Here is a 20,685-nt window from a genome sequence, read left to right as displayed (position 1 = left end):
CCCGCCGCCACCGGGTGCACTTCAACACGCCCGCCGGCCACCGCGTGCACCATGTGTCGAACCGCGCCTACCTGGATCGCAACTTCGGCGGGTGCTGATCGTCTTCGACCGGTAGTTCGGCACCTATGCGCGAGAGACCCGGGAGGTTCCGTGCCCTTACGGCCTGACCGAGCCGGTCAAGTCGCACAACCCGGTAGTCTTCGCCCAGCACCAATGGCGGCGGTTGCTGCCGGACAGGCGCCGGGCGGGATCGCCCTGGCGGCGGTGAAGACCGCCGCCGGTTATGCTGCGGGCGCAAGCGAGAAGAGCGGAGCGACCAAGGTCGAGATCCGCCCCCGCCCGGTGCGGGGTTCGCACCCGCATACTGTGGCTGTGTAATTGACTAGGCGGCCAGACCGCCTCGGCTCACTAGAGAAGTCAGCAATCAGAATGGGCGAGACGCCAGGCTCCCCCTTCTCCACAGCGCCCGCAGGCTCGTCTGGGTCACCCTCGTGCGGCGATCCGCCGTCAAACACCAAGCATTCGCAACCGCCGCTTTGGGTCAGGGTCGGCCTGAAAGGGTTAGGTCTGAGAAGCGCCAGAAGCAGCCATTGGCTCGCGTCCGGAAACTGGACATGGCGCACCGATCCGTTACGTCGCTCCCGTTGGAAAGAAGGGTCGCCATGTCACACAGGCGATTGCTGGGGGCCGTCTGCGTGTCCTAGATCGCGCCACGCACGCCGCTTGAACCAGAGTCCGGTGTGTGCGGCACAACCGCGTCAGAGCGGCAGGATCACGACCCGTTCGTAGCCCGCCCGTCCGTCACCAGTCGGCAGCACTGCGAACTCATCATTGGGATAGTTGATCAGCTCCCGCACCAACCGGGCGAAGGCCTCGGCATGCTCGTCGTTGCGAATGAGCACAAGGCCACCTTCCCCGGTCGGCTCCACGGTGTACTCGGCTGAGCCCGCCATCAGGCGATCGAATAGACGTCCCATAACGTTGGCTATCAAAAGCGCGCAGGCCGCGGATTGTCCAGCGTCACAGTATCAGAGGTTGCGAACGCGAAAGCCGGTATTATTGCCGTCTGCGGATACACCTCCTGCTATCTGACTTTCGAGCGCTTCAGGCCCCGTTGCCGTTTTTTTCAGACCCCGCACGGGTGCCGACGATGCGGGCCTTCAAGGATCTTCGGATCGCCAAACCATTCAATGCCGCTGCTACCTCAGCGAAGCCATAGCCTTCGGCGACAAGCGCTGTGCGCAAGGTCTTGGTGGATGCGATTGTCCCACTGTCCGCAAGCTCGTAGGCCCGTTCAAGGATCGGAGCCCGCGAGGGTGACACCCTCGTCAAACACCGCCCTCCCCAAGGTAGGCGGAAGCCGCGACCAAGCCCGCTAACCCGATGGCTCCCAATAGCAACCATATCCAAAGCCACGTCGAGGGACGGAAGAGCTTGGGACGAGGCCGGCGGCGCATAGGATCCTCTGCGAGTTCAGCGGCGAACTGGGGGCGCTTTTTAAGCCTCCTCATGATTTCCGGACAAGATGCATCGCATGGTTAGAGGCGCGCTTCGGGCGGTCGACTAATCTATGGCGCTCGCCGTCCAAACCGGGCGAGCGCGACGGCCGCTTCCCCTTTCTCAGCCAGAGTGAACGCCCGGTCGAGGGCGGATGTCAGAGATCGATCTGCTCGGAAATCTCGAGCGCATCATCCACCTCGATGCCCAAGTACCGCACGGTGCTCTCGAGTTTTCCGTGCCCGAGCAGCAACTGACATGCGCGCAGATTTCCGGTCTTTTTGTAGATCAGGGCCACCTTGGTACGGCGCAGGCTGTGAGTTCCGTATCCTGCAGGATCCAACGATATGGCCTGAACCCATTGATCAACCAGACGCGCGTATTGCCGTGTTCCGATGTGGCTCCCGTCCCGGCTCCGGCTCGGGAACAGCCAATCATCGGAGCGAGGTCCGCGCTGTTCCAGCCAGGCCCGAAGCGCGTCCCGCGCCGGCTCTGTGATCTCGAAAGGGACTGGCCGGCCCGTTTTCTGTTGGACGACGACGGACCTTTGGCGGATTTCACCACCGTGAACGATGTCGGACAGACGCAGCTTTACGAGGTCGCAGCCGCGGAGCTTGGCATCCAGCGCGATGTTGAACATCGCCAGATCGCGTACCGCTCCACGCGTTTTCAGGTGATAGCGGATTGCCCAGATATGCTTGGGCTTGAGCGGCGCCTTCGCGCCAATCATACGGCCGACGTTCCAGGGCGTGCGGGGTGGACGAAAAAGATCGAGCTGGCTCATGGCCATCTCCTCAGGAAGCGCCCCTGCTCCATCATACGCCTATCCGGGCCCGAAGAGCGCCGGCAGCGAAGGTCTGGCCCCGACCTCAAGCGCGACATGGGCCGATCGGGACTGGCGAGCCTGATGGATCAAATGTATCCGGGATCATTCGCGATCGGGGGCGCCCCTTCATTTTGATCTAAGTGCCTCAGAGATATGGTCATTGTGGATGACTGACCTATAACCAACAGGCCCATTGTCCCGGCGCCTTCTGTCGGCTACGCCACCTGGGGCTCAGCCGCCGTGCAGGGTCGGAGCGCGACCCTTGTCATCGATCGAACGCAATAATGTCCGCATGCGCGGCTCTGGCGAGCGGGCCATGGTCTTCGCCCACGGCTTTGGCTGCGACCAGAACATGTGGCGTTTCGTAGCCCCGGCGTTCGAGCCAGACTTCAGAACCGTCCTGTTCGACAATATCGGGGCCGGCGGGTCGGACCTCACGGCCTATGATCCATCGAAATACGCCGGCCTGACGGGCTATGCCGACGACCTCATCGAGATCCTGCGCGAACTGGGGCTGAGCGACGTCGTCTTCGTCGGCCATTCGGTCAGCAGCATGATCGGCGTCCTCGCCTCGATCCGGGCGCCGGCCCTGTTCTCTAAACTGGTCCTGGTTGGGCCCTCGCCGCGCTACATCGACGACGGCGACTATGTCGGCGGGTTCGGATCGGACCAGATCGAAGAGCTGCTGACCTTCCTCGGCGAGAACCCCATGGCCTGGTCGGAAACCATGGCGCCCGCCATCATGGGCAACCCCGACCGTCCCGAGCTCGGAGAGGAGCTGACCGCCAGCTTCTGCCGCGTCGATCCCGTCATCGCCGAGGCCTTTGCGCGCGCCACCTTCACCTCGGACAACCGCGCCGACCTGCCGCAAGTGACGACGCCGACGCTGATCCTTCAGTGCAGCGACGACATTATCGCGGGCGAAGCCGTCGGCCAGTATGTCCATGATCACATCGCGGGCAGCCGGCTGATCCGCCTTGAGGCCACGGGACACTGCCCGAACCTCAGCGCGCCCGACGAGGTCATCGCCGCGATCAAAGCCTTTGTCTGAGTCGACAGTCGACGACACCGCCGCCACGCCCGGCTTCGAGGATCTGTTCGACAACGCGCCCTGCGGCTATCTGGTGATGGAGGCCGATGGACGGATCGTCAGGGTCAACGACACCTTCACGCGCTGGATAGGATTTCCGTCCGAGGCCCTCGTCGGCAAACGCCTGCGCGACCTGCTGACCGTGCCGGGGCGCATCTTCTACGAGACCAACTTCGCCCCCGTCCTCCGGCTTCGGGGCGGTTTCGAGGAGGTGTCGCTCGATCTGGTGACGGCGAACGGGGAGCCCTTGCCGGTTTTGGTCAACGCCACGGAGCGCCGCAACGCCGCTGGCGACCTCACCGCCATTCGGGTCGCGGTGTTCCGCGCGACGGGGCGCAGAGGCTACGAGCGCGATCTGCGCGGTCAGCTCCATGACGAGCGTTCGACCTCGGAACTGCGCGAGCAGTTTATCGCCGTGTTGGGTCACGACCTGCGCAACCCCCTCGCCTCGATCGTCGGTGCGGCGCGACTGCTGAGACGCGAGGCGATCAGCGAGAAAGCGAAAGGCGTGCTGACCCTGATGGAGACAAGCGTCGACCGGATGGCCGGTCTGATCGACGACGTCATGGATTTCGCGCGCAGCCGGCTAGGTAGCGGCATCGACCTGCAGCGCACCACCGCCTCGCTGGAGCCCGTACTCAGACAGGTCGTGTCGGAACTCGAAGTCAGCCAGCCCAGCCGGGTGATCGCCTGCGAATTCCACCTTCCGGACCCTGTCAGTTTCGATCCCGGCCGGGTCGCCCAACTGGTGTCCAACCTCCTCGGCAACGCCCTCGTTCACGGCGACGCGAAACAGCCCGTGCGGCTTTCGGCTGGAACCGAGGACGGTCAGCTGGTCCTGTCGGTCGCCAATGCGGGCGAGCCGATCCCGCCGGCCACCCTGGATCGCCTGTTCCAGCCCTTCTTCAGGGGCGAGGCCCGGCCGAACCAGCAGGGCCTGGGCCTCGGCCTGCATATCGCTTCGGAGATCGCCCGCGCCCACGACGGGATCTTGTCGGCCACGTCGGACGCGACCGAAACCCGGTTCACGTTCGTCATGCCGCTGCGGACAACAGACTGACGACCTCGCGAAGACGAACAAAAAGCGCGGCTGTTTCCTCGATCATCCAACATCTTATGAGATGCCTCACGGAACAACGGTGGCCGGGCCCGGTTCAGTGCCCATGGCCGACACACACATTTCCCAAGCGGTCGTCCTGGTCGTCGACGACGAGCCCCTGCTGCGGCTGAACGCGACCGAAGCCCTGAACGAAGCCGGCTGCCGGACCTATGAAGCCTGCGAGGCGAGCGAGGCGATGGCGATGATCGAGGATCACCCTGACATCTCGGTCCTGTTCACGGACATCAACATGCCGGGCGCCGAAGACGGCCTCGCGCTGGCGGGGCGCGTCCATGCCGAACGGCCGGACATCCAGCTGATCCTCACCTCAGGCAGGGAGCGGCCCGCGCCGGCCGACATCCCCGACGATGGGCAGTTCGTGCCCAAGCCCTACGACATGGAGGTGATCTCCGAGATCGTTCGGACACGTAGAAAGCCCCTCTGAAGGAGACGCTCCTTTCCGAATGTTCCATGCCGCCGGATACGTCACGCAGGCGATCGCGCAGTGAAGGTTTGGCGGCGAGGTGAGCCGGCGGCCTGGCCCGCGGGGTGTTAACTCCAGCGGCGTCGCAACCGATAGGGCGGTCGAAGGTTAGGGCATTGAACTTCTTTCAGGAAAACGCTCATGTCCGACGCCGCCATCGCCGCCACCAAACGCTTCGGCGAGATCGTCAACACTGGCGCTCTGGACGCCTTTTCGGAAGTCGTCGCCGAAGGCTGCGTCGATAACGACCCAGCGCCGGGCCAGAGCGCCGGCCCCGAAGGCTTCAAGACCTTCTTCACCGGCATGCGCACGGCCTTCCCCGACATGAAGGTCGAACCGCAGACGATGGTCAGCGAAGGGGACAAGGTCGCCTTCGCCTATACCCTGACGGGGACGCACCAGGGTGACTTCCTCGGCGTGGCCGCGACCGGCAAGCCGATCGAGGTCCGCGGAATGCAGATCGGCCGGTTCGAGAACGGCAAGATGGTCGAGCGCTGGGGTTCGTCGGACGAACTCGGCATCCTCAAACAGATCGGTGCGGCCCCAGTCTGATCCGGGCGGTGCTCAAGCCTGTTTCCTGCGATGTCGCCGTCATCGGCGCCGGTTCCGCCGGTCTTGCAGCCTACCATTCGGCGAAGGCCACCGGGGCCAGGGTCCTGCTGATCGAGGCCGGTCCCGGCGGCACGACCTGCACCCGATACGGCTGCATGCCGTCCAAGCTCCTGCTGGCGGCGGCCCGGGCCGCACGTGACGCCCGGGCGGCGCAGACCTTCGGCGTCCACGCCGGAAATCTCGAGATCGACGGCAAGGCGGTCATGGCCCGGGTGCGGCGCGAGCGCGATCACTTCGTTGAAGGCGTGCTGGAGGAGGTCGCGGCCATCCCGCCCTCCGACAAGCTGAACGGTCGGGCGTGGTTGGCCGGCCCGGATACCCTGACCGTCGATGATCACAGCCTCGTCACGGCACGCGCCATCGTGATCGCCACCGGCGCGCGGCCGGTTGTTCCCGAGGATCTGGCCAAGGCGTGCGAAGAGCGGGTCCTCACCCACGAGACAGTCTTCGACCTGGAAACCCTGCCGCGGGCGCTGGCGGTCATCGGGGCCGGTCCCCTGGGCCTGGAACTGGCCCTGGCCTTCGTCCGGTTGGGGGTGAAGACGACGGTCTTCGACGAGGGAGATGCAATCGGAGGCGTGAAGGATCCGGTCGTCGGCGCGGCCGTGGCCGACCAGATGAACCGCGAGTTGACCTTCGAACTCGGCGTCAGGGTCGACGCGAAACGGAAGCCGGACGGCGACATCCTGCTCCACTGGACCGCCGCCGACGGCAAGGCGCGTCGCGGGACGTTCGACTATGTGCTCGACGCCGCCGGCCGCAAGCCCGCGCTGGACGGTCTCGACCTGAACCTGTCGGGTCTGGAACTGGGTGAGGACGGGGTCCCGATCTTCGATCCCGACACCCTGCGTTGCGGAAGCTCCAGCATCTTCATCGTCGGTGACGCCAACGACGACCGGCCCGTCCTGCACGAGGCCTCGCTTCAGGGCGAGCTGGCGGGCCGCAACGCGGCGCGCCTGCCGAAGCTGGAGAAACGGGTCCCGATGCCGAACATGGCGATCGTCTATTCCGATCCTGATATCGCCAGCGTCGGTCCCCGCTGGGACGAGGAGGCGGCCAAGGGCTGGACCATCGGCTGCAGCGACGACGTCGGACGCGCGCGTGTCGATGGCAGGCTGTCGGGCGTGTTGCGCCTATACGCCGACGCGAAGGGCGGGGTCCTGCTCGGCGGCGAACTGTTTGGACCCGACGTCGAGCATCTGGCCCATCTGCTGGCCTGGGCCGTCCAGCTGAAGATGACGGCCAGGGATGTGTTGGAGATGCCCTTCTATCACCCAACGATGGAGGAGAGTTTCCGAACCGCCCTGCGCGATCTGGCGGGTCAGCGACACACCTGAGGTCAGCCGCCACCGCGGAAGTCTGGATAGAGGCTCATGCCGCCATCGACGAACAGGGTGGTCCCGACGACATAGTCCGCCGCATCCGATGTCAGCCAGACCGCGCTTTGCGCGACATCCTCGACCTCGCCGATCCGTCCATACGGGATCAGCTTCAGAAGCTTCCGCGCCGCCGCGGGCGTGTCCCAGGCGGCCTTGTTGATCGGGGTCTTGATGGCGCCCGGCGCGATGGCGTTGACCCGGATCTTCTGGTCCGCCAGCTCCTGGGCCATGGTCTCCATCAACATCTTCACCCCGCCCTTGGCCGCCGCATAGTTGGCGTGGCCGGCCCAGGGGATGCGCTGATGGACCGAGGTGACGAAGAGGACCTTGCCCAGAGCCTTCGACCGGTTGGGCTCCAGTCCCTGACGCCGGAAGCGTTTGACCGCTTCCTGGGCGCAGAGGAAGGCGCCGGTCAGGTCGAGATCGATGACCTTTCTCCAGTCCTCCAGCGTCATCTCCAGAAAGGGCGCATCGGCCTGGGCGCCCGCATTGGCGACGAGGATGTCCACCCCGCCGAAATGGGCGTCGGCCGCATCGAACAGCTTCTGCACGTCACGGGGTTTGGAGACGTCGCCGCCCACCGAGACGGCCCTCCCCTCCTTTTCGATGATCTCGGCGGTGACGGCCTCGCCGCCTTCCGCGTCGCTATGGTGATTGACCGCGACGGCGGCGCCCGCTTCGGCGAAGGCCAGGGCGATGGCCTTGCCGATGCCGGAACTGGCGCCGGTGACGACGGCCCTCTGGCCGGCGAGCGGTTTCTGGCTCATGCGAGGCCCTCCGAGGCTGTGACGGTTCCCGATACGACGCCGCCGTCGTCCCGGATCACCCGAACGTCGAACCGGCGCGCTCCGACCCGGATGCCCTTGATGTCGAGCCCGTTCACGCCGGTGGGCAGGGCCGGCTCGACGAGTTCAGGCCCGTCCTCACCGGCGCGCAGGCCGATCAGCTCGGTCAGGAGATAGGGCGCGGCTCCCGCCGACCAGGCCTGCAGCGGCTCGGCGAACGGACAACGGGCGGGAAACACGCCGGGCTCCCGGTCGAAGCCGATATAGAACTCCGGCAGCCGCCCCATGGCGAAGGCGCCGGAGACCTCGATCAGGGCGTCGAACAGGGCGACGGCCGGCGCGTCGAGACCGTAGCCCTTCATCCCCGCCGCGATCAGACCGTTGTCGAACGGCCAGACGCTGCCGAGGTGGTAGTTCAAAGGGTTGTAGGCCGCCGCCTCGGCCGAGAGGGTGCGCACGCCCCAGCCGCCGTTCATGTCCGGCCGCATCATCCGTGCGGCCGTGCGCGCTGCCTTGTCGTCGTCGGCGATACCCGACCACAGCACCTGGCCGGCGTTCGAAGAGACCACATCGAGCTGTCGCCCGCCAATCTCGAGACCGAGGGCGAAACAGCCCTCGCCCTCCATCCAGAAGTCGCGATTGAAGGCCTCGCGCAATGCGGCTGCTTCCGTCTCGAGCCCTTTCGCCAAAGCGGGTTCGCCCGCCTGACACAGGAGGTCGGCCATCAGCAGCCGTGCGCGCCAAGCGTAGCCCTGCACCTCGCTAAGGGTGATGGGTCCCTCGGAAGGACTGCCGTCGGCGCGGGGTACGCCGGACATGGAATCCTTCCAGCCCTGGTGGATCACGCCGTCGTCGTTCTCACGGTCGTAGGTCAGATAACCGCTGGGATCGGCGGCGCTGCGTACCTTCATCCAGTCCAGGGCCGCATCGACGGACGGCCGCAACTCGTGAAACAGGTCCAGAGATCCCGTCCATTCGGCGTGACGCCCGAGCAGGATCAGGAACAGGGGCGTCGCATCGATCGACAGATAGCTGGGCCGGTGCGGGATCTCTTTCAGATTGGCCATCGCGCCGACGCGGTGCTCGTGCGGAATCTTGCCGGGCTCCTCGCCGGTTTCGGCGACGGTTTCACGCCCCTGATGCCGGGCGAACAGGCGCAACACTCCCTCGGCCGGGCGCGCATCGAACGGCAGGGATTGCAGCGCCGCGAGAAGGCTGTCCCGACCGAACGGGGCCATGAACCACGGCAGACCGCCGGCGATGAAAGGCTCCTCCAGTTCGGTCAGCAGCATGGCCAGATCCGCGAACGACCGCTTGAGCAACCGGTCCAGACTGGCGTTGTCGCTGGTGACCCTGACCCCGTCATAGACCGGCGGAGACGGCGGGCGGGCGCGGCTCGGAGCCCCGACCTCCTCGACCGTGAAAGTCAGATCGAAGGTCTCGACCTGTTGCGGCTCCAGGACGAGATCGAAGGCGATCGTCCTGGCGCTGCCACGCGCTGTGACCCGAGCCTCCCGACCCAGGACAACCGTCAGCACCCGCTCGACCTTATCAGCCCCGACATAGCGGAAGACGAGGTTCTTCTCCGCCGTCTCGACCGTTCTCAGGGGTCCCCTCGCCCTCGCCTCCGATCCACGGAGTTCGAAGACGTCCTCGAACAGGGCGTCTATCGTCACGGCCAGTTCGAACCGGATCGGCTCCAGGGTGAAGTTGCGCAGCGCGATCGCATCGACGAGGGTCAGGCCCTCGCCGGACACGCGCCGGGTCAGCCGCAGCCCCAGACACTGCGCGTCGAGGGGGCGGCCGTCGGTCTGGGCGATCTCATCGTTGGTCAGTTGATGAACGGCCTCATCGCCCCGGGCGGCGCTGGACATCAGGACCAGCGGAGGACGGCCGCCGAGCGTCAGGTCGTAGCGGCTCAGATAGCGGGTGTCGCGATGGAACAGCCCGACCCCGGCGTCACTGCCGGCCGGGACGCCGGCATCCGGACAAGTCCCGAGGAACAACGGCCCGTCCTTGATCAGGATGGGCTGGGTGACCTCGGTCATGAAGGGGGCGTCGACCATGTCTGGCTCCATCGATACGCAAGCCAGGCCGGCGGAGACCTTCCAACGCACAAGACCTGAAGACGCTTCAAACGGCCGTCGGGTTACTACGCGCCCTGTGAAACGCGATGGCCTCGCGGGCGTTGAGACGGCTCCCCGTGTTCAAGGAAAATCCATGGCCGACCGTCTGACGATGCAGGATCCGCGCGAGCAGTATCCCAAGCCGCCGTTTCCCAAACAGCCGCAGCCCGTTCCCGGCCTCGCCGCGAAGATGGATCCCGAGCCCGACCATGGCGAGACCAGCTACAAGGGTTCGGGCAAGCTGGCCGGCCGCAAGGCGCTGATCACGGGCGGCGATTCCGGCATCGGTCGCGCCGCCGCCATCGCCTATGCCCGGGAAGGGGCCGATGTCGCCATCGCCTATTTGCCGAGCGAACGCACCGACGCCGACGATGTCATCGCCCTGATCGAGGCCGAGGGCCGCAAGGCGATAGCCCTGCCCGGCGACATCACCGACGAGGCCTGGTGTCGCGATCTCGTCTCAAAGGCGGTCGAAGGGCTGGGCGGGCTCGACATCCTCGTCATCAACGCCGGCCATCAGCAGGCTCGGGAGTCGATCGCCGAGGTCACCTCGAAGGATTTCGACGTGACGATGAAGACCAATCTCTACGCCATGTTCTGGATCACCCAGGCGGCGGTTCCGCATCTGAAGCCCGGTTCGGCGGTGATCACCACGGCCTCGGTCCAGGCCTATGACCCGTCAGCCATCCTGCTCGACTACGCCACGACCAAGGCCGGCATCGTCGCCTATACCAAGGCCCTCGCCAAACAACTGATCGAGAAGGGCGTGCGCGCCAATGTCGTCGCGCCCGGCCCGTTCTGGACCGCGCTACAGTCCTCGGGCGGCCAGCCGCCGGAGAAGGTCATGACCTTCGGCGAGCAGAGCGCCTTCGGCCGTCCGGGCCAGCCGGTCGAGATCGCGCCGGTGTATGTCCTGCTTGCGTCGCAGGAATCGAGCTTCACCACCGGCGAGGTCTATGGGGTGACGGGCGGCGCCGGCATCGCCTGAACCTTCAGCGCCCAAGACCCTAAGAGAGATTGACGATGGCGCGGTGACATCCAGGGCGTTCGGCTTCGAAGCCGTACGCCCTGGCGGGCACAACAGATGCTATAGCAATCGCTGCGATTGTAGCCGATCCGGCTTGGCCCCTCTATCACTTGGCCAAGGGCTTGGCCCACAGTCTCAATCCGGATCGTTCGGGATGTATCATGTCTTTGTGGAAGCTCAGGGCGGCGGTATTGATCGTCGCGCTCGCCTGTCAGGCGCCCGTCATGGCTGAAGCCCCCGGTCATGTGACAGGCATTGGCGGCGTCTTCGTGAAGAGCAAGGACCCTGCGGCGCTCGCGCGCTGGTATCGGGACGCATTGGGGGTCGATGTTGCGGCATGGGGCGGAGCCGCATTGGGCTACACCGACTCCAGCCATCCTCCGGCGGTCTCCTGGATGGCCTTTCCCGAGACCAGCGATCACATGGCGCCGTCGACGCGCGAGTTCATGGTCAACTTCACGGTCGATGATATGGACGCCATGATTGAAAGGCTTCAGTCGATGGGGGTGCCGATCCTCGACCGGAATGATGAGGATGCGTTCGGAAGGTTCGTGTGGATCCAGGATCCCGATGGGACGAAAATCGAGTTGTGGCAGCCCCGCTGAGTCTTCATCCTGCCTTTGAGGGGTCAACGAGATGTCCCTGCCAGGGGCTCAGAACTTCGTAGCGTGTCACCTCGGTGTGACCGGGTCGGGACGCTTGCAGGAGGTTTCTTGCAATAAGATGCCGCACGGCCTCCTGTGCGCTACGTTTGGACAGCCCCGTTCGCTCGGCGAGTTGCGCATGACTAAGTCGAGGAACCCCGTCTTCCGAGGCGGCCCACAAGGCGAGGTAAACCAGAAAAGCGGACGCTCTTCGGTCATGCCCCACCAAGTCTCGCATGAGCGTGTCGAGAACATATCGATCCAGGGCATATCGCTTGGTGCTCATGCCAAAGCCTCTAGCACAGCTCTCTTGGCCGGCAATTTCGACCGTAAGCGACAAGCCGTGCAGCCATGATCAGAAAGCTCAACTACGTCGGCATTCCGACCCGCGATCAGGATCTCGCGCTGGCCTTTTGGACAGACGTCATGGGCTTCATCATCGCGACGGATCGACCCGTTGAAGACAGGCGGTGGATCGAACTCACGATCCCGGGCGCGCAGACCGGGCTGCTACTGTTCACGCCCAGCGGCCAGGAAGACAGGGTGGGCACCTTCTTCAACGGCTCTTTCGGATGTGAGAACGTCCACCACGAATACGAGCGGCTTCGAGCGAGGGGCGTGAAGTTCCTCGGCCCACCGGTGTCGAAGCCATTTCCTCACGTCTACTTTCAGGACCCCGACGGGAACACGTTCTTCCTGTCCAGCCGGTGAGCCGCTGTCGATCCGTGGCGCACGTTTGGAGCGTCAGTCTGGTCTGCCCCCGCGCTCTTCCGCGCCGCTTCCCGCAGCGCTGAAAAGTCGGGAGATTTTACATTTCGGAGAGTGGCGAAGTAGGTAGTTTCCCTTATCATTCGCCTATGCGTGAACGTCTGACTCCGGACTCATGCCGAGCCAAGGCCGAGAAGTGCCGCAGGGCCGCGGCACTGTCATCCAACCCCAATATCAAGGCCGAACTCGTCAAGCTGGCCGAGGATTTCGAAATCAAAGCCCATGCTCTGACACTGTCGAACGATACGAGCCTTCTTTGTAACGAGACTGATCAAGGTCACTCCCCCTGAACATGAAGGGCGAGCACCCGGTTACCAGTGCACGGAGAAAGCCCGCTCTCGATACAGAGCGTTTGCGATTCCGGACATCTGGGGAGCGCCAGAAGCAGACCTTATCAGCCCGCCGGAAAGACGACATTCGCCGTGCGCGAAGGCGCCTCCGTCGACACGAGGAGAGCCCTTTTGCGCTCAAAGCGGACAGCGCTGGCCCGATGGCAGACTGAACCTCCAGGCGGTTCGACCACACGGTCCGGATGGGTTGTCCGCCTTCAGAGGTTCGTCCGCGCCAGATCGAGAACCTCGTCGCCCCGGCCATTCATGACCGCCTTCAGGACATAGAGGCCGAAGCCCTTCGCCTGTTCGATCTTGATGCTGGGCGGGATGACAAGTTCCTGGCTCGCGACCACGACGTCGACCAGGGCGGGGCCGGGGTGGGCGAGGGCTGCGGCGAGGGCGGCTTCCAGATCGTCGGCGTCCTCGACGCGGAAGCTGGTGACGCCCATCGCGGACGCCATGGCGGCGAAGTCGGGGTTTTTCAGGTCCGTGCCGGTGTCGATGAAGCCGGCGGCCTTCATCTCCATGGCCACGAAGCCCAGAGAGCCGTTGTTGAAGACGATGATTTTCACCGGCAGACCCAGCTGGGTCAGGCTGATGAAGTCGCCCATCATCATGGTGAAGCCGCCGTCGCCCGACAGGGAGACCACCTGACGCTCCGGGGCCGCCGCCTGGGCGCCGATGGCCTGAAGCATCGCATTGGCCATGGAGCCGTGATTGAACGAACCCAGCAGGCGCCGGCGGCCGTTCATGGTCAGATAGCGGGCGGCCCAGACGGTCGGGGTGCCGACATCTGCGGTGAAGATCGCATCGTCGGAAGCCAGCCGGCTGACCGTTGCAGCCAGAAATTGCGGATGGATCGGCTTGCCGCGCGCTGACGGCCGGGCAAGGTCATCAAGCCCGTCGCGGGCCTTCGCATAGTGTTTGCGGCTCGCCTCCAGAAAGCGCGAGGAGCGGTCGCCTTTCAGCAGGGGCAACAGGGCCGCGACGCTCTCGGACACATCGCCGATCACCCCCTGGGCCAGCGGCGCCCGCTTGCCCAGGGCGGCGGGATCGCGGTCGATCTGGATGATCTTCGCCTTCGCCGGATAGAAGTTGCGATAGGGAAAGTCCGTGCCCAGCATCACGAGAGCGTCGCAGTCCTTCATGGCCGCATAGCCGGACGGGAAGCCGATCAGCCCGGTCATGCCGACGTCATAGGGATTGTCCCATTCGACATGCTCCTTGCCGCGCAGGGCGTGGATCACCGGCGCCTGCAGCGCCTCGGCCAGGGCCAGGACCTCATCATGGGCGGCGGCGCAGCCGCTGCCGGCGAGGATGGCGACCTTGTCGGCGCCGTTCAGGATGTCCGCCGCTCGCGCGATATCCGCCGCCGCAGGAACCGTGCGTGGTCGTGCAGGGGCGCGCCAGTCGAGCGCATCGACCGGAGCCTCCGACAGGGCTACGTCGCCCGGCAGGACGATGACCGCCACCCCGCCCTTCCCGATGGCGGTGTTCAGGGCGCGGGCCAGGACGCCGGCGATCTGGGCCGGGTTGGAGACAAGCTCGACATAATCGCTGCATTCCCGGAACAGCTCCTGCGGATGGGTCTCCTGAAAATAGCCCAAGCCGATCTCGGACGACGGGATGTGGGCGGCGATGGCCAGCACGGGAACCCGGTTGCGGTGGCAGTCGAAAAGGCCGTTGATCAGATGCAGGTTGCCCGGGCCGCAACTGCCGGCGCAGACGGCCAGTTCGCCGGTGACGGCCGCCTCGGCGCCGGCGGCGAAGGCGGCGGTTTCCTCGTGGCGGACGTGCATCCAGTCGATCTGATCATGCCGGCGCAAGGCGTCGGTCAGGCCGTTCAGACTGTCGCCGGTGACACCCCAGATGCGTTTCACCCCCGCCGCCCCGAGGGTCTTTGCGATCAGGTCGGCGACAGTGGTCATGGCTCAGGTCCTTTGGGGCGAGGTCTGTAAGCGCGGTCAGGCGCGGCGTCTGAGGTCGATGATCTGGATAACGGCGGCGACAGCGGTGAAGGTAACGCCCAGAACGCTGACACCGGTCCATCCCGCCGCGCCCCAGACCAGGGTCGCAAGAGCCGAACCGGCAGAGCCGCCGAGGAACATCGACCCCATGAACAGGGTGTTGAGCCGGGCCCGCGCCTCGGGCCGCAGCGCGTAAACGACGTGCTGATTGGAGACGAGCGCGCTCTGCACCGCGAAGTCCAGCAGGATCACGCCGACGATCAGACCGGGGATCGAGGTCCACAGACCGAAGATGACCCATGAGACCAGAGCCAGGACCGCGCCCAGAGCGATGACCCGATTCGGGCCGCTGCGATCCGCGATCCGGCCGGCGATCGGCGCGGCCAGGATGCCGACGGCGCCCACGATGCCGAACAGGCCCGCGATATCGGCGCCGAGGTTGAAGCGAGGCTCCTGCAGCCGCAGCGCCAGAATAGTCCAGAAGGCGGTGAAGGCGCCGAACAACAGGGCCTGGGTTAAAGCGGCCCGCCGCAGGGCCGGGAACTCGCGCCACAGATGGATCAGGGTCCTGAGCAGAGCCGGATAGGACAAGCGCCCCCCGGCTTGAGTTTCGGGACGACTGACCGGCAGAACAACCAGCATGAGGCCGCCGGCGACCACCGCCAGCGGCGCGCCCAGCCAGAACATCTCGCGCCATCCGGCATGGGCCGCCACAAAGCCCGCGAGCGTGCGGCTGAGGAGGATGCCGCACAGGACCCCGGCCATGACGGTACCGACGGTCGCGCCGCGCTTCTCGGGCGCGGACAGATGGGCGGCGAAGGGCACGATCTGCTGGGCAACGGTCGCAGCGATCCCCACAACGAGCGAGGCGGCGATCACGAGCGCCGCGCCGGGCGCGATCGCCACCGCCGCGAGCGCCAGGGCCAGAACGGCGAACTGGATCACGATCAGCCGTTTGCGCTCAACGAGATCGCCCAGCGGCAGGAGCAGGAATAGGCCAAGGGCGTAGCCGAGCTGGGTCACCGTCGGGGTGAAGCGAGTGAGCTGGCCCGGCAGGTCTCGCTCCATCAGACCCAGCATCGGCTGGTTGTAATAGATGTTCGCCACCGCCAGCCCGGCCGCGACAGCCATGGCGAAGAGGGTGGCGCGCGTCAGCCCCGTCGTGGTGGATGTGTCGATATCGGCCTGGGCCATGGGGATCACAGTCTGGGTTCGGGGGAGGTGGAAAGACCGCTGCGGCGTTCAGTAGTAGCGGGGGATCGGGCCGAGTTGGGGCGTCTGGTCAGGCAGGTCGACGAAAACCTCATCGACATAGCACCAGCCCCACCCCTCAGGCGGATCATAGGCTTCGATGATCGGATGGCCGGTCGCGTGGAAATGAGCGGTGGCGTGTCGGTTGGGCGACTGGTCACAGCACCCGACGTGGCCGCAATACCGGCACAGCCGCAGGTGCAGCCAGACATCGCCGGTCTTCAGACAGTCCTCGCAGCCGCGGGCGCTGGGCGTGACCGTTCGCACCGTCGACAGGTGTCCACATCCGTCGCTCATGACGTCGTCCTTTCGAGACCGCCCACGGTCCGCCGGCGCGGCAGGGTCATGCGAACACAGGCTCCGCCGAGATCCGACCGGTCCAGAGCGACCTCGCCGCCTGCGGACCTCGCCAGAGCATCCACAGAGGCGAGACCCAACCCGGAACCGCGGGCCTTGGTGGTGAAGCGGCGATCGAGCGCATGGACCGTGGTCTGAACGGTGAAGCCCGGCCCGTCATCCTCGACCGACAGGACGACCTTGTCGTCCTCGGCGTGGCACGTGACCCGGATATGCCCCGGCCCGTCGATGGCCTGTGCAGCATTGATGACGAGGTTGAGCAGGGCGCGCTCCAGGCGGGTCCGGTCGATATGGATCCAGAGCGGATCGGCGGGCGACCTCACCTCGACATCGATATCGGGTCCAGCCGCGAGTTCGAACAATGGCCGATGGCTCTCGATCACGGACTGCAGCAACACAGCGCCGTCGGCCTCGACCGGTGCGGCGGCGAACAGGGTCCGGCTCAGGGACATGCACTGGCTGACGCCGCTCATCGCGGTCGCGAGCCGCGCCCGCACCCGATCCGGCTGTTCGATCTCGCGCCGCATCAGATTGAGACTGCTGCTTAGGATCTGAAGCAGGTTGGCCAGATCATGGGCCGCCTCGCTGAGATGAATGTCACGCTCCCAGCCCATCGCGGGACCGCGGCCGACCTGCGGCATTGGGCCTCTCGTCATCTGATACTGGGCCGGCATGTCGCTTCCCCGTCCTGTGAACCTGCGTCGTGGTGACGGTTATGGATGCGCGGTCCCGAGCGGCTCGCCAAGGATACCTTGGTATAGTGCCCGCCGCAGCTGCAGCCGTGGACGACGGGGGGTGGAATGGCTAAGCCTGCCCCCTCGGATCGCGTGCAGGAGGGCACATCGTTGAGCAATCGCCCCGGAGCGTCATCGTCCGCCGTCCTTCGGTTCGCAGTACCGGTGCTGATCGCGGTGGCCATCTTCCTGGTCGACTCGCTGACGCGCCTCGGCGGCGCGGTCGCGGTCCTCTACACGGCGGTTGTCCTGCTGGTTGCCAACGGCAGCGGCCGGACGCGCATCCTCTGGACGGGCGCAGGCTGCGCGGCCCTGACCCTGATCGCCTTCCTGCCCGATCATCTCGGCGAGCCGTGGAGCAGCAGCCATGTGCGGCTGACCGTCAGCCTGTCGGCGATCGCCATCATCACCTTCCTCGCCGTTCGAACGCGCTCGGCGGAGGCGAATTTTGCGGCGCAGGCCCGTGTTCTCGACCTGACCCACGACACCGTCATCATCCACGAGGCGGGAAACGATGACTCGGACACCGTCTGCTACTGGAACGACGGCGCCGCCGCACTCTTCGGTTATTCGCGAGAGGAGGCGTTGGGGGCGCGATGCCAGGAGCTGCTCAGGACAGAACTCCCCCTGCCCCGCGCCCGTATCGACGAGATCATCGCGGCCGAAGGGGCCTGGTCCGGTGAGATCGTCCGGACCCGCAAGGACGGCGAACGTCTGATCCTGTCCAGCCGCTGGTCGGCCCGGCAGGGCACGCGCGGACGCGAGATCATCGAGACCAGCGCTGACGTCACCGAGCAGCGACTGATGGATCGCCGCTACCAGGGCATCTTCAACGCCGCTGGCTTCGCCATCTGGGAGGCCGACTGGTCAGTTATCCGCCGCGCGATCCTGAAGCTGAAGCAGGAGGGGGTGACCGATCTGGAGGCGCATCTGACCGGCGCTCCGGATCTGGTTCGCCAGATGGTCAGGGAGGTCACCATCCTCGACATCAATGCGGTCGCCGTCCGCCTCTTCAAGGCCGAAAGCCGGGAGGATCTGATTGGGCATAGCCTGGCCCGCAGCTTCACCCCCGCCACCGAAGCCGCCTTCGCCCGCGCTCTCGCCGCCGTGGACGCCGGAGCCCGGCAGGTGGAACTCGAAACCCTCTACCAGACCCTGACCGGCGAGCCCGTCGAGGTCCTGATCCGGGTCACCGTTCCCGACAGTGACGGCAATTGGGACCGGGTCCTGATCACCGCCCTCGATCTGACCGAGCGCAACCGGATGCAGGCCCGGCTCAACGAGACCTTGGCGGAGCTGTCGCACGCCTCGCGCATCTCCATGCTGGGTGAACTGGCGGCCTCGATCGCCCATGAGGTCAACCAGCCGCTTGCCGCCGTCGTCACCTATGGCGAGGCCGGCCGCCGCTGGCTGTCGCGCGAACCGCTGGACCGTGCCGAGATTTCCGACTGTATCGAACACATCATGGCCAACGGTCGCCGCGCCACAGAGGTGATCGGCCGGGTGCGCAGCCTGGCCAAACAGGGCCAGGGCCAAACCGCCCGCCTGTCGCTAGGCGCGACGGCCGCCGAGGCCGGCGCCCTGCTGGAGCGCGAGCTGCGCGCCGGCGACGTCCTGTACCGGGAGAACATCGCCGCCGACCTACCCGAGATCACGGGCGACCGGGTGCAGCTCCAGCAGGTCGTCATCAACCTGCTGATGAACGGCGTCCAGGCCATGGCGGCGACACCGGAGGGCGAACGAAGCCTCACCCTGTCCGTTTCGGCCGTCGATGACGGCCACGTCCGACTGGAAGTCCGCGACACTGGTTCCGGAATCGCACCCGAGCAGGCGGGTCGCCTGTTCCAGTCCTTCGCCACGACCAGGGCCGACGGTCTGGGCATGGGACTGTCGATTTGCCGCTCGATCATCGAGGCCCACCATGGTCAGATCAGCCTGACCAACAATGCCGGCGGCGGCGCATCGGCCGTCATCCTCCTGCCCGTCGCCACACCGGAAGCCGCATGACCGCTCCAACCGCCCCTCTCGAAGCGCCCGTCGTCTATGTGCTGGATGACGACGCCGAAGTGCGCGGCGGCCTGTCCAGCCTGCTGCGGTCGGCCGGACACGAGGTCCAGACCTTCGAGACCACTGAGGCTTTTCTCTCAGAGGTGTCGACCTCGCGCCCTTCCTGCCTCCTCCTCGACATCCGTCTGGGCCACGACGACGGGCTGGAGTTCCAGACCCGGCTCAAGGATATCGAGATCGGCATACCGGTGATCCTGATGACCGGCCACGGCGATATCCCGATGACGGTCAGGGGCATGAAGGCCGGGGCCGTCGACTTCTTCGCCAAGCCCACCGATGACGGCGCCCTGCTCGCGGCGGTGGAGGCCGCCCTCGCCGCCGATACCGAACGCCGGGCCAGCCGATCCCAGTCCGAGGATCTGGAGCAGCGCTACGCCGCCCTGACCAATCGCGAGCGCGAGGTCATGGGTCTGGTCACCGCGGGCCTGATGAACAAGCAGGTCGCCGGCAAGCTCGGGCTCAGCGAGATCACGGTCAAGATCCACCGCGGCCACGTCATGCGAAAGATGCAGGCCCAGTCCCTCGCCGATCTGGTGCGAATGGCCGAACTGTTGGGCGGTCGGGCGACGGACGCCTCGCGTTATACCTCCGTATGATCGCGCCCATCCGATAGCGGGCCGATAAGGAAGGCCGATTGCGGCTTCGGCCGCGAGGAGTTCGCGTGTCCAGGATTTCAGTTTCGATCGTCGATGATGACGCCGGCAGCCGCGGCGCCACGGCCAGTCTCGTCCGCTCGCTGGGCTTGCCCGTGGAGACGTTCGGGTCCGCCCTCGCCTTTCTGGACTCACCGGCCAGTTCGACCACCGCCTGTCTGATCACCGACATCCACATGCCCGAGATCAGCGGACTGGAGCTCCAAGGCCGGCTGCGCGCCCTCAGGCCCGATTGCCCGGTGATCGTGGTGACGGGTTTTCCCACCCCCGCGGTGCGCGACATGGCGCTCCTGGGCGGCGCCGTCGGCTTCTTCGCCAAGCCCCTCGGCGCCGACTTCCTGACCTGCCTCGAGCATCAGATCACCCCCTGACGTCCTCAAAGCCGATCTCCGGACAGCAAAAGGCGGGCGCCGTTTCCGACGCCCGCCTGTTTCGTCTTCGCCGGGATCAGTAGTTCACGCCGGGCGCGGCGCGGGTGATCTCGAACAGGAACCAGGTCCGGCGTTCGGTCTCGTCGATCCAGTTCTCCAGCAGGCTGGCGGTGGCGACATCGCCGTATTGATCGCAGACGTCGTGAACCTGGCGCATGGCCGCGACCAGTTGCTGATTGTCCTCGCGCAGCTCCGACAGCATGTCCTTCGGATCGACATAGTCGGCGTCGTTGTCGAGGATGCGGCTCTGGCGCGCGATCTGGCCGATCGAGCGGATGGTCGTGCCACCGATCTTGCGGGCGCGCTCGGCGATCGGGTCAGTCATGGCGAACACCTGGTCGCCCTGGTCATCCAGCAGCAGATGCCAGTCGCGGAAGTTCGGGCCGCTCATGTGCCAGTGGAAATTCTTGGTCTTCAGATAGACGGCGAAGACATCCGCAAGGAGGGCGCTGAGCGCGGCGGAGATATCGCGCGTGGCTTCGGGCTTCAGGTCGGTCGGGGTGCGCAGCGGGCGCTGGCGGGTCTCGGCGGCGGCTTTCAGGTCTGACATGGTCGG

21 protein-coding genes are annotated in these 20,685 nt (G+C 65.9%); 11 read left to right on the top strand and 10 right to left on the bottom strand.

Features of this window, described 5'->3' with window-relative positions:
* Positions 1-758: 758 nt before the first annotated feature.
* Positions 759-902 carry a hypothetical protein gene (locus tag AC1ROD_RS07655; RefSeq protein WP_492947643.1) on the bottom strand — a complete coding sequence of 48 codons (144 nt, stop codon included), beginning with the start codon at positions 900-902 and terminating at the stop codon, positions 759-761.
* A 752-nt stretch (positions 903-1,654) separates the two neighbouring features.
* Positions 1,655-2,281, bottom strand: coding sequence for a tyrosine-type recombinase/integrase (locus AC1ROD_RS07650; protein WP_492947642.1), 627 nt, complete (start codon positions 2,279-2,281; stop codon positions 1,655-1,657).
* Between the two features lie 304 nt (positions 2,282-2,585).
* Between AC1ROD_RS07650 and AC1ROD_RS07645 the strand changes: the two genes are divergently transcribed.
* The 5 genes from AC1ROD_RS07645 to AC1ROD_RS07625 all read left to right on the top strand — a co-directional run bounded on the left by AC1ROD_RS07645 (position 2,586) and on the right by AC1ROD_RS07625 (position 6,945).
* Positions 2,586-3,374: an alpha/beta fold hydrolase gene (locus AC1ROD_RS07645; protein WP_492947641.1), complete on the top strand. Its 789-nt coding sequence runs from the start codon at positions 2,586-2,588 to the stop codon at positions 3,372-3,374.
* Entirely contained in the window at positions 3,367-4,473 is a 1,107-nt protein-coding gene (locus tag AC1ROD_RS07640; protein WP_492947640.1) for a PAS domain-containing sensor histidine kinase, read from the top strand. Before AC1ROD_RS07645 ends, AC1ROD_RS07640 begins: the two co-directional genes overlap by 8 nt.
* Before the next feature lie 103 nt (positions 4,474-4,576).
* A complete protein-coding gene (locus AC1ROD_RS07635; RefSeq protein WP_492947639.1) occupies positions 4,577-4,957 on the top strand; it encodes a response regulator in 381 nt (126 codons plus the stop codon).
* 180 nt (positions 4,958-5,137) lie between these two features.
* Positions 5,138-5,548 (top strand): ester cyclase, encoded by a 411-nt coding sequence (locus AC1ROD_RS07630; protein WP_492947638.1) that lies wholly within the window; start codon positions 5,138-5,140, stop codon positions 5,546-5,548.
* An 8-nt stretch (positions 5,549-5,556) separates the two neighbouring features.
* Entirely contained in the window at positions 5,557-6,945 is a 1,389-nt protein-coding gene (locus tag AC1ROD_RS07625) for a dihydrolipoyl dehydrogenase (RefSeq protein ID WP_492947637.1), read from the top strand.
* Between the two features lie 2 nt (positions 6,946-6,947).
* Here the strand turns inward: AC1ROD_RS07625 and AC1ROD_RS07620 are convergent, their stop codons facing one another.
* Together AC1ROD_RS07620 and AC1ROD_RS07615 are read right to left on the bottom strand one after the other, a co-directional pair.
* A complete protein-coding gene (locus AC1ROD_RS07620) occupies positions 6,948-7,754 on the bottom strand; it encodes a glucose 1-dehydrogenase (protein ID WP_492947636.1) in 807 nt (268 codons plus the stop codon).
* Positions 7,751-9,838 (bottom strand): amylo-alpha-1,6-glucosidase, encoded by a 2,088-nt coding sequence (locus AC1ROD_RS07615; RefSeq protein ID WP_492947635.1) that lies wholly within the window; start codon positions 9,836-9,838, stop codon positions 7,751-7,753. The genes AC1ROD_RS07620 and AC1ROD_RS07615 overlap by 4 nt, the downstream gene beginning before the upstream one ends.
* Positions 9,839-9,992: 154 nt before the next feature.
* On the opposite strand from AC1ROD_RS07615, the gene AC1ROD_RS07610 reads away from it, so the two are divergent.
* Positions 9,993-10,886 (top strand): SDR family oxidoreductase, encoded by an 894-nt coding sequence (locus AC1ROD_RS07610; protein ID WP_492947634.1) that lies wholly within the window; start codon positions 9,993-9,995, stop codon positions 10,884-10,886.
* 200 nt (positions 10,887-11,086) lie between these two features.
* Positions 11,087-11,530 carry a VOC family protein gene (locus tag AC1ROD_RS07605; RefSeq protein ID WP_492947633.1) on the top strand — a complete coding sequence of 148 codons (444 nt, stop codon included), beginning with the start codon at positions 11,087-11,089 and terminating at the stop codon, positions 11,528-11,530.
* A 4-nt stretch (positions 11,531-11,534) separates the two neighbouring features.
* On the opposite strand, the gene AC1ROD_RS07600 is transcribed toward AC1ROD_RS07605, so the two are convergent.
* Positions 11,535-11,807, bottom strand: a complete 273-nt coding sequence (locus AC1ROD_RS07600) for a helix-turn-helix domain-containing protein (RefSeq protein WP_492947750.1) — start codon at positions 11,805-11,807, stop codon at positions 11,535-11,537.
* 113 nt (positions 11,808-11,920) lie between these two features.
* Here AC1ROD_RS07600 and AC1ROD_RS07595 point away from each other — a divergent pair, with 113 nt between their 5' ends.
* A complete protein-coding gene (locus tag AC1ROD_RS07595; RefSeq protein ID WP_492947632.1) occupies positions 11,921-12,280 on the top strand; it encodes a VOC family protein in 360 nt (119 codons plus the stop codon).
* A gap of 604 nt (positions 12,281-12,884) precedes the next feature.
* Here AC1ROD_RS07595 and poxB read toward each other — a convergent pair.
* Genes poxB through AC1ROD_RS07575 form a run of 4 tightly spaced genes read right to left on the bottom strand, consistent with a single transcriptional unit; the run spans position 12,885 to position 16,885 of the window.
* Entirely contained in the window at positions 12,885-14,597 is a 1,713-nt protein-coding gene (poxB, locus tag AC1ROD_RS07590) for a ubiquinone-dependent pyruvate dehydrogenase (RefSeq protein WP_492947631.1), read from the bottom strand.
* Between the two features lie 36 nt (positions 14,598-14,633).
* Entirely contained in the window at positions 14,634-15,830 is a 1,197-nt protein-coding gene (locus tag AC1ROD_RS07585) for an MFS transporter (protein WP_492947630.1), read from the bottom strand.
* 48 nt (positions 15,831-15,878) lie between these two features.
* A complete protein-coding gene (locus AC1ROD_RS07580; RefSeq protein ID WP_492947629.1) occupies positions 15,879-16,184 on the bottom strand; it encodes a UBP-type zinc finger domain-containing protein in 306 nt (101 codons plus the stop codon).
* Entirely contained in the window at positions 16,181-16,885 is a 705-nt protein-coding gene (locus AC1ROD_RS07575) for an ATP-binding protein (RefSeq protein ID WP_492947628.1), read from the bottom strand. The genes AC1ROD_RS07580 and AC1ROD_RS07575 overlap by 4 nt, the downstream gene beginning before the upstream one ends.
* 204 nt (positions 16,886-17,089) lie before the next feature.
* On the opposite strand from AC1ROD_RS07575, the gene AC1ROD_RS07570 reads away from it, so the two are divergent.
* The 3 genes from AC1ROD_RS07570 to AC1ROD_RS07560 all read left to right on the top strand — a co-directional run bounded on the left by AC1ROD_RS07570 (position 17,090) and on the right by AC1ROD_RS07560 (position 20,069).
* Complete coding sequence (locus AC1ROD_RS07570) at positions 17,090-18,985, top strand: PAS domain-containing sensor histidine kinase (protein WP_492947627.1); 1,896 nt, start codon at positions 17,090-17,092, stop codon at positions 18,983-18,985.
* Complete coding sequence (locus AC1ROD_RS07565) at positions 18,982-19,641, top strand: response regulator transcription factor (protein WP_492947626.1); 660 nt, start codon at positions 18,982-18,984, stop codon at positions 19,639-19,641. Before AC1ROD_RS07570 ends, AC1ROD_RS07565 begins: the two co-directional genes overlap by 4 nt.
* Before the next feature lie 65 nt (positions 19,642-19,706).
* Positions 19,707-20,069: a response regulator transcription factor gene (locus AC1ROD_RS07560; protein ID WP_492947625.1), complete on the top strand. Its 363-nt coding sequence runs from the start codon at positions 19,707-19,709 to the stop codon at positions 20,067-20,069.
* Positions 20,070-20,145: 76 nt separating this feature from the next.
* Here AC1ROD_RS07560 and AC1ROD_RS07555 read toward each other — a convergent pair whose 3' ends face one another.
* Positions 20,146-20,679 (bottom strand): Dps family protein, encoded by a 534-nt coding sequence (locus AC1ROD_RS07555; protein ID WP_492947624.1) that lies wholly within the window; start codon positions 20,677-20,679, stop codon positions 20,146-20,148.
* Positions 20,680-20,685: the final 6 nt, after the last annotated feature.

This window comes from Brevundimonas sp. GW821-FHT12E07, assembly GCF_058807035.1.
This window is presented reverse-complemented; position numbering and strand designations above follow the sequence as displayed.

Coding starts and splice junctions, on each gene's coding strand:
- AC1ROD_RS07610 (WP_492947634.1), top strand. CDS start 9,993: ATGGCCGACCGTCTGACGATGCAGGATCCGCGCGAGCAGTATCCCAAG.
- AC1ROD_RS07650 (WP_492947642.1), bottom strand. CDS start 2,281: ATGAGCCAGCTCGATCTTTTTCGTCCACCCCGCACGCCCTGGAACGTC.
- AC1ROD_RS07615 (WP_492947635.1), bottom strand. CDS start 9,838: ATGGTCGACGCCCCCTTCATGACCGAGGTCACCCAGCCCATCCTGATC.
- AC1ROD_RS07565 (WP_492947626.1), top strand. CDS start 18,982: ATGACCGCTCCAACCGCCCCTCTCGAAGCGCCCGTCGTCTATGTGCTG.
- AC1ROD_RS07580 (WP_492947629.1), bottom strand. CDS start 16,184: ATGAGCGACGGATGTGGACACCTGTCGACGGTGCGAACGGTCACGCCC.
- poxB (WP_492947631.1), bottom strand. CDS start 14,597: ATGACCACTGTCGCCGACCTGATCGCAAAGACCCTCGGGGCGGCGGGG.
- AC1ROD_RS07605 (WP_492947633.1), top strand. CDS start 11,087: ATGTCTTTGTGGAAGCTCAGGGCGGCGGTATTGATCGTCGCGCTCGCC.
- AC1ROD_RS07585 (WP_492947630.1), bottom strand. CDS start 15,830: ATGGCCCAGGCCGATATCGACACATCCACCACGACGGGGCTGACGCGC.
- AC1ROD_RS07555 (WP_492947624.1), bottom strand. CDS start 20,679: ATGTCAGACCTGAAAGCCGCCGCCGAGACCCGCCAGCGCCCGCTGCGC.
- AC1ROD_RS07635 (WP_492947639.1), top strand. CDS start 4,577: ATGGCCGACACACACATTTCCCAAGCGGTCGTCCTGGTCGTCGACGAC.
- AC1ROD_RS07620 (WP_492947636.1), bottom strand. CDS start 7,754: ATGAGCCAGAAACCGCTCGCCGGCCAGAGGGCCGTCGTCACCGGCGCC.
- AC1ROD_RS07600 (WP_492947750.1), bottom strand. CDS start 11,807: ATGCGAGACTTGGTGGGGCATGACCGAAGAGCGTCCGCTTTTCTGGTT.
- AC1ROD_RS07630 (WP_492947638.1), top strand. CDS start 5,138: ATGTCCGACGCCGCCATCGCCGCCACCAAACGCTTCGGCGAGATCGTC.
- AC1ROD_RS07595 (WP_492947632.1), top strand. CDS start 11,921: ATGATCAGAAAGCTCAACTACGTCGGCATTCCGACCCGCGATCAGGAT.
- AC1ROD_RS07575 (WP_492947628.1), bottom strand. CDS start 16,885: ATGCCGCAGGTCGGCCGCGGTCCCGCGATGGGCTGGGAGCGTGACATT.